Annotated in this window: 7 protein-coding genes and 1 tRNA gene; 4 read left to right on the top strand and 4 right to left on the bottom strand. The window is 41.4% G+C overall.

Going from position 1 to position 7,077, the window contains the following annotated elements; genetic code table 11:
* Both ACESM0_RS02465 and ACESM0_RS02460 read right to left on the bottom strand, forming a co-directional pair.
* The coding region (locus tag ACESM0_RS02465) for a type II 3-dehydroquinate dehydratase (RefSeq protein WP_372903302.1) at positions 1-170 on the bottom strand (170 nt) is incomplete at its 3' end.
* Between the two features lie 3 nt (positions 171-173).
* Complete coding sequence (locus ACESM0_RS02460; RefSeq protein WP_372903294.1) at positions 174-572, bottom strand: HIT family protein; 399 nt, start codon at positions 570-572, stop codon at positions 174-176.
* Between the two features lie 211 nt (positions 573-783).
* Here ACESM0_RS02460 and ACESM0_RS02455 point away from each other — a divergent pair.
* From ACESM0_RS02455 to ACESM0_RS02440, 4 genes are all read left to right on the top strand, one after another.
* Positions 784-856: transfer RNA gene (locus ACESM0_RS02455), tRNA-Lys, on the top strand.
* Positions 857-1,161: 305 nt separating this feature from the next.
* Positions 1,162-1,467: an FtsB family cell division protein gene (locus ACESM0_RS02450; RefSeq protein ID WP_372903292.1), complete on the top strand. Its 306-nt coding sequence runs from the start codon at positions 1,162-1,164 to the stop codon at positions 1,465-1,467.
* A 65-nt stretch (positions 1,468-1,532) separates the two neighbouring features.
* Positions 1,533-2,483, top strand: a complete 951-nt coding sequence (locus ACESM0_RS02445; protein ID WP_372903290.1) for an ROK family protein — start codon at positions 1,533-1,535, stop codon at positions 2,481-2,483.
* A 12-nt stretch (positions 2,484-2,495) separates the two neighbouring features.
* A complete protein-coding gene (locus tag ACESM0_RS02440) occupies positions 2,496-5,267 on the top strand; it encodes a putative LPS assembly protein LptD (RefSeq protein WP_372903288.1) in 2,772 nt (923 codons plus the stop codon).
* A gap of 24 nt (positions 5,268-5,291) precedes the next feature.
* Here ACESM0_RS02440 and ACESM0_RS02435 read toward each other — a convergent pair whose 3' ends face one another.
* A complete protein-coding gene (locus ACESM0_RS02435; RefSeq protein WP_372903286.1) occupies positions 5,292-5,888 on the bottom strand; it encodes a riboflavin synthase in 597 nt (198 codons plus the stop codon).
* 4 nt (positions 5,889-5,892) lie between these two features.
* Positions 5,893-7,014: a bifunctional diaminohydroxyphosphoribosylaminopyrimidine deaminase/5-amino-6-(5-phosphoribosylamino)uracil reductase RibD gene (gene ribD / locus ACESM0_RS02430; protein ID WP_372903284.1), complete on the bottom strand. Its 1,122-nt coding sequence runs from the start codon at positions 7,012-7,014 to the stop codon at positions 5,893-5,895.
* Positions 7,015-7,077: the final 63 nt, after the last annotated feature.

Below are 7,077 nucleotides of genomic sequence, written 5' to 3'. Positions count from 1 at the left end.
GCATCTATCAGCTCACCTTCATGGTTGCTTTGCAGGAATTCAAAATTAATTTCGGAAAATTCACCCTGCAGATTCTCTTCAATATCCGTCAGTGTTTCAGATCCGTACACTTCAGGATCACGTTTGCCAAGCAGGTTCAGATTCGGGCCATTCAGTACAAGTATTTTCATCTGTCAGATCTCCACAGCATTTGAAATCAGCTCAGCAAGCTCTTTCATTCTGTTTTCCGACACATCCACTTTCCGTTTCAGGGAGACTTCCTGAGATTCTTTATAGATCGGCACCAGATGAATATGTGCATGTGGAACTTCAAGTCCCTCCACGATTATTCCCGTTCTGATTGGATTCAACGCCTTATCGATTCCTTTTGCAACCTTCTTTGCAAAGATCATGGAATCACCTAAAAGATCATCCGAAAGATCAAAAATGTAGTCGATCTCTTTTTTCGGAACCACTAGAGTGTGACCTTCAGCTATTGGATTGATATCCAAAAAAGCAATATGAGAATCGTTTTCGGCTATTTTATGACACGGAATCTCACCGTTGATTATCTTTGTAAAAATAGTGGCCATATTTAAATCCCTTTTATGAAAATTAAACGATTTAGGCGATCTTCATGTTTCGATAGTCAAATGTAATAACTTCATTCCACAATTATAGCGACGATCTTAACATCCCTCAAACTCCAAGTTCATGTAATAATTTTTTTTACTTAAAAGTTTACGATTTGGTTTGATTTTATCTTCTTTGAATCCTTATCTTTGAAGTCTTGCAACATTTGCTGAATCGGTAGCTCAGTTGGTAGAGCAACGGCCTTTTAAGCCGTGGGTCGAGGGTTCGAGCCCCTCCCGATTCACGACTCTTTTATGAGTTACAAATATTTTAATGACTCTCTCTTGATTAACCTCAGTTGGCTGATACCCGGCTGGGGTTATTTTTTTTGGCTTTTAGTTTCAATCTATCTCTGAAACATCATACAGAACAAGATATATCTATCCTCTTCCAGCACTTTAAACAACACATTCAATATCCCATAAGACTGATCAGAATAAGAAGAGATCAATCGCCTTACATTTTGTATTGATCTTTTAAAGTGTAATTCAAACTTTTTGTATCTGCACAATATTTAACCTAATTTGGTCTAAATATCTATCTAATGCTATGAAAACCCATTATTTAAATCCGCTTCGCTGGAAACGCTCTATTTTAGCCGCAGCTTTTGTTAGCTTTATCGCTATCTGGTTTCTTTTTATAGACACATACAGTGTGTTTACAAGAGTTCAGCTCAATTTCAAAAAAGATGAACTTATTGAAAAAACTGAAGAGTACAGGCAGCAAACTGCTGAGTTGGAGAAGAAAATAGAAGAGCTGGAAAAAAATCCTGATCTGCTTGAAAAAATTGCCCGGGAAGAGTATGGAATGAGAAAACCGGATGAAAAAGTTTACCGTATTAAATCAGGTGAATAGGCTATTCATTTGCTCAATTTTCACTATTTTTAAGCTTCCCTTTCATTCAAAAAAATTATGGTTTTATGATATCCATCGGGATTGACTTAGGAGGCACTAACATCAAGACGGCATTGGTTGACGGGGAAAGAGGATTTCTGAAAACCACTTCAATTCCTACTCACGCAGAGCTGGGCAAAGAGCATGTTTTTGACCGTATTGCTCTAGCCATACAAGACTTAATTGAAGACCAGGAAACCAAGCCAGTTGGAGTTGGCATGGGATTGCCCGGTATGGTAAGCCTGGATCGTAAAACTGTAAAAAACCCACCAAATTTACCGGGGTGGAAAGTGGAAAACGTAGCTAATGAAATTAAAAGCCGAACAGGCCTTGACTGCGTAATTGAAAATGATGCCAACCTGGCCGCTTTAGGCTCAGCACATTTTGGGGCCGGTAAGCCTTATACCCATTTTATTATGGTAACACTTGGCACAGGTGTTGGCGGTGGTATCATCATTGATAACAAGATATACCGTGGCACAACAGGAATGGCCGCTGAGCTTGGGCATGTAATTATCAATTACCACGGACCCCTGTCCAATAGTAATACCCGCGGAGGAGTAGAAGCATATCTTGGGCAGAGATTTCTGAGCCGGTTTGCTGCAGATACCATTCGGCAAAATCCGGAAAATCCGCTTTATAAAAAGTTTAAGAAAAATTTTTCGAAACTTGAGCCCGTTGATTTATACAACGCCGCAGAAGATGGTAATGAGCTCGGAATTGATATATTGAAGCAGGCGGGTGATAAGCTTGGGTATGCTATTGTCAATTACATTCATATTTTAGACATTCGTAAAATCATTGTAAGCGGCGGGGTTTCACAAGCAGGAAAATGGCTTCTTGAACCGGCTAAACAAACTGCCCTTAAATATTTAATGCCACCGTTTCGAGAAGATTTTGATATCATCCACGAATCACTCGGTAATGATGCGGCATTGCTGGGCGCAGCCAGTCTTGCATTTGAAGAACTCCGTTGATTAGCTTTATGCATGCAAAACACCCCACTTACAAATCACAAGCTTATTCGGTTCGGGGTAATCCTTCTATTTATCCTGCCACTTTGGATTAATGTATCTGCGCAGGCTGTTTCAGACACATTGCAAACAGTCATTCAAGACACCATCCCTTCCGCACTTAACGACACTATACCAAGAGCGGCTGAAAGAGACACTACGCTCATACAGGATGCACGAGAAGAAGCTCAGGGAGAAGAAACCCCACAATCCCCGCAAAATCGTGAAGCCGACCGACAGTCAGCACCTGATGCCGTAAACTTTCAGGCCCAGGATTCACTTACATTTAAATTCGGAGACCAGCGAATTGCCAATCTATACGGTTCCAGCAACGTAAAGCATACAAATGGTGAGTTGAGTGCAGGAGAAATTGAACTTAATTTGAATATAAATCAGGTTGAAGCCATAGCTGACAACCCCCAGGATACTCTCTCATATCCTGTTCTGCGCAGGCAACAAGATGAAATACGAAGTACTCGCGTACTTTTCAACTACGAATCAGAGAGGGGTAAATTTGAGGTAGCAGAAATAGAAGTTGATGATGGATATCTGATTGGCACGAAAGTTAAAAATGTATCCCGTAGTGAAGTATTTATTGAAGAGGGGATTTACTCAACTTGCCCGCCCGATCACATGTACTATTACATACAGGCAGACCGCATGAAGGTAGTTGATGAAGAAGAGGTCTTCTTTACAAACGCAAGATTATTCATTCTTGATATTCCTTACCCACTCGTTTTTCCTTTCGGGTACGTGCCTGCCGGCATCGAAAGCAGGGAATCCGGACTTCTTGAACCCACTTATGTATATCAAAATACTTCTGCCCGTGGAATCGGTTTGCAAAACCTTGGCTGGTTTCAATATTTCAACGACTATTTTACAGCACAAACATCTTTCGATCTTTTTACGTCTGGTACCTTTTTTAATGAGTCCCGCTTTCAATACAGAAACACCGGGCAGTATAATGGGTCACTGACTCTTGGTTATTCTCGTGAAAGAGGACTGGAACCTACTGATCCCGATTTTACAGAAACCACAAGCAAACGGCTTTCTCTATCACATGATCAGCAACTATCGCCCTATGCGAACCTGACAGCAAATATAAATCTTCAAACGTCAAATTATTTCAAGCGAAACTCTTTTGACCCGGATGAACGAGCGAGAACCAGCACCACTTCGCGCTTATCCTATCGATACAGTCATCCTGAAGGTACTTACAATTTCAGTGCCACTTCAAATCTTAATCAGCAGTTTGCCACAAACTCAACCCGACTGACAGGGCCTGAGTTCACCTTTTCAGCCCGCCAATTCTCTCCATTTAAGTCCGAACAAACCGGATTTCAAGAAGAGCAGTGGTACGAGCGAATCTCAATCAGTTATAGGAATAACTTCAAGTCTGAGTTTGATTTTACTCCTGAGGATGCAGATTCAGCTGGTGTAAGCTGGCTGGAGGCTCTATTTGACCCATCTAAATACAGAGAAGCCACCGATAATGACCGGCATATTCAGTATGGATTTCAACAGCGAGTAGGAGTCTCAGCGAACCAGATTGTCCCCAGTCAGTTTTTGAACGTTAGTGCTAACATAAACCTGACTGAATACTGGTATCCAACCACCATCAGAAAGGAGTGGAATGAACAGGAAAATCGTATTGAATCTGAACGTGTGAGAGAGTTTGAAACGGCACGCGATTTTTCTACATCTCTTAGCTTCAACACAACGTTTTACGGTATATCCCAATTGAGTATTGGAAACTTCGAGGGACTTCGGCACACGGTAAGACCAAATATAAGTTTCAGCTTCAGTCCCGATTTTTCCGATGATTTCTGGGGCTACTACAGGGAGGTTCAGTCTGATACCGTGGGTAACACACAGACCTACTCTATCTTTGAAGACGAAATATTTCGAGGGCCCGGTTCCGGGGAACAGCGAACCATGTCATTTGGAATTTCAAATATATTTGAAACCAAACAGGTTAAGCGGGATTCAACCGGAGAAGTCCAATCCACAAATTTACGTTTAATCGACAACTTGTCAGCTAATTCCAGTTATAACTTTGCAGCGGATAGCCTGAATTTTGGCAGGGTGAATATGTCTCTATCATCGAGAGTAATTGACGGGCTTCGAATCTCGGCTAACGCCAACTATTCTGTCTACACAAGAGATGAAAATGGAAGGGAGGTCAACACATTCATCTGGGAAGACAGTAACAAATATTTGCAGCCATTGAGTTACAGCCTGAATCTCTCTACAAGTTTTAATGGTGGCAGCCGCGGACCACGAATTACCACACCGGCCTACCGGCCCTACGACCCCTTGGATCAAACTTTTTTCAGCCCGGTTGACTCCCGATTCAATTTGCAACCCATACAGAGAACAGATACCCCATGGAGTGTTGGCCTCGATTTCAGCTATCGATGGACCTATCGATTTGGGCAGGATGCCAGAAAAAGTGCCGTTTTGAATGCAAATAATATTCAGTTCAACCTTACTCCTAAATGGAATGTAAGTACAAGAATTGGATATGACTTTATCGAGAAGGAATTAACTCCTTCCCAGTTCAGCCTCCAGCGAGATATGATCTGCTGGAATCTTTCATTTCAGTTCAATCCATTCGGAGATTTTCAATACTACTTCTTTAGGCTATCCCTTTCCAGTTCACAAATTCAGGGATTATTTCAAAAACTACCTCTCTTAAATAACCTGGAACGAAGTTCATCACCTACCGGAAGAAATCCAAGGTTTTAAAAATACCGTAAACACAAACGTGGTTTACTTCCCCTCCCGATTCCGAAGATACTGAACGATATATTTGCCAAAAATATCAAATTCGAGGTTTAAACGGTCGCCCACTTTTTTAGAATGGAGATTCGTCTCGTCCCACGTGTAAGGAATAATGGCAACCGTAAACTCATTACCTTCATTGCGCGCTATTGTTAAGCTGATACCGTCTATCGAAATGCTTCCCCTGCCCACAATATAATCCTTGTGCTCTTCAGGAAAACCAATGGTGATGAGTAAATCCGCTCCGTCCTGATCTATTTTTTTTATAGTACCTGTTGTATCAACATGTCCCTGGACAATATGCCCCTCAACTGCTTTATCCAAAGTTAAAGACCTCTCCAGATTAACAGGACCGCCTTCGGTAAGGTCACCTAAATTTGTTTTTCGTAGTGTTTCCTCCACACTTTGAACTTTAAACACCTCGTCGGTATGAGATACAACGGTATGGCAAACTCCATTTATAGCAATGCTTTCATCTACATGTACATCATCAGCAAATGAGCATTTAATGGAGAGTTCTTGTCCGCCTTTAATCTTTTTAATTTCTGTAACGTCACCAATTTCTGATACTATTCCTGTAAACATAATTCTATAAATTTGCTGTTAGTAACATATCCTTACCTGACTGATGCCAGATAAAGTCTCGGAATGGCCGAATATCTTCCATTCTGTTAATATTTAAATTGATAATGGACTTGGTGCCTCCACCCAAAATCTTTGGAGCGATAAACAGTTGTAATTGATCTACTAGTCCCTGCCTAAGCAACGCACTTGAAAGTTGTTGACCACCTTCAACCAGAACAGAGTGTATTCCTGAATCGCAGAGCTTACGAAATGCTTCCCTTAGATTCATATGACCCGAATCATTCTTTTCTACTGTAATAATCTCACCCCGGAAATAATTACTTTGAAGCATTTTCAACATCGGGTCGGCATCTTCTTCTGCCTTCTTTTTATTGTGAGTTATTATTACTGTCTTCTCCTCAAATGAGTCTGAAAAAAGATTTAAATTCTTTGGAAGTACAAAAGGGCCATCCAATACCACTCTTTTGGGCTGTCTTCCCTCAATCAGTCGTACCGTAAGTTGTGGATTATCATTTAATGCAGTGTTTCTGCCAACAAGTACGGCATCATCCTGGCTCCTCCATCGATGAACCAACGCTCTCGACTCTTTGCATGAAATCCATTTCGAATCCCCATTCGGTGCGGCAACATATCCGTCCGCTGTTTGTGCAATTTTAAGCGTTACGAATGGCATGGAGGTACCCAAAGCGTGGAGCCACTTTTCATTCAGCTTTTTCGCCTCTTTCTCCAATAGGCCAACCTCAACTTGAATGTCATTCTCTTTTAAATTACTTAGCCCCTTTCCGTTTACATTTGGATTGGGATCTTCCATTGCAACAACAACTTTTGAGATTGGAAGTTCAGCTAGCATATCTGCACAGGGAGGAGTCTTCCCATGATGAGAACAGGGTTCCAGCGTTACGTATACAGTTGCTCTCTTGAGCTTATCAGGGTCTTCTACAGAACGAACTGCATTTACCTCAGCATGTGCTTTCCCATACCTTTCATGGAAACCCTCTCCAATGATTTCTCCATCCTTAGAAACGATTACACAACCCACCATCGGATTGGGTGAAACATAGCCCAATCCTTTTTCAGCCAGGCTGAGTGCACGCTGCATAAAAATTTTATCCTGTCGGGTAGCCATTAAAACCGGTTATCTATTCTCTGAGTAATCTATCAATAAAAAAAGGGTAAGAGAAATTCCCCT

It is taken from the genome of Rhodohalobacter sp. (assembly GCF_041686455.1).
Lineage (GTDB): Bacteria > Bacteroidota > Rhodothermia > Balneolales > Balneolaceae > Rhodohalobacter.
This window is presented reverse-complemented; position numbering and strand designations above follow the sequence as displayed.

Bases quoted from the DNA above. Each gene is read 5' to 3' on its own strand.
- ACESM0_RS02450 (WP_372903292.1), top strand. From the start codon at position 1,162: ATGAAAACCCATTATTTAAATCCGCTTCGCTGGAAACGCTCTATTTTA.
- ACESM0_RS02460 (WP_372903294.1), bottom strand. From the start codon at position 572: ATGGCCACTATTTTTACAAAGATAATCAACGGTGAGATTCCGTGTCAT.
- ACESM0_RS02440 (WP_372903288.1), top strand. From the start codon at position 2,496: ATGCAAAACACCCCACTTACAAATCACAAGCTTATTCGGTTCGGGGTA.
- ACESM0_RS02435 (WP_372903286.1), bottom strand. From the start codon at position 5,888: ATGTTTACAGGAATAGTATCAGAAATTGGTGACGTTACAGAAATTAAA.
- ACESM0_RS02445 (WP_372903290.1), top strand. From the start codon at position 1,533: ATGATATCCATCGGGATTGACTTAGGAGGCACTAACATCAAGACGGCA.
- ribD (WP_372903284.1), bottom strand. From the start codon at position 7,014: ATGGCTACCCGACAGGATAAAATTTTTATGCAGCGTGCACTCAGCCTG.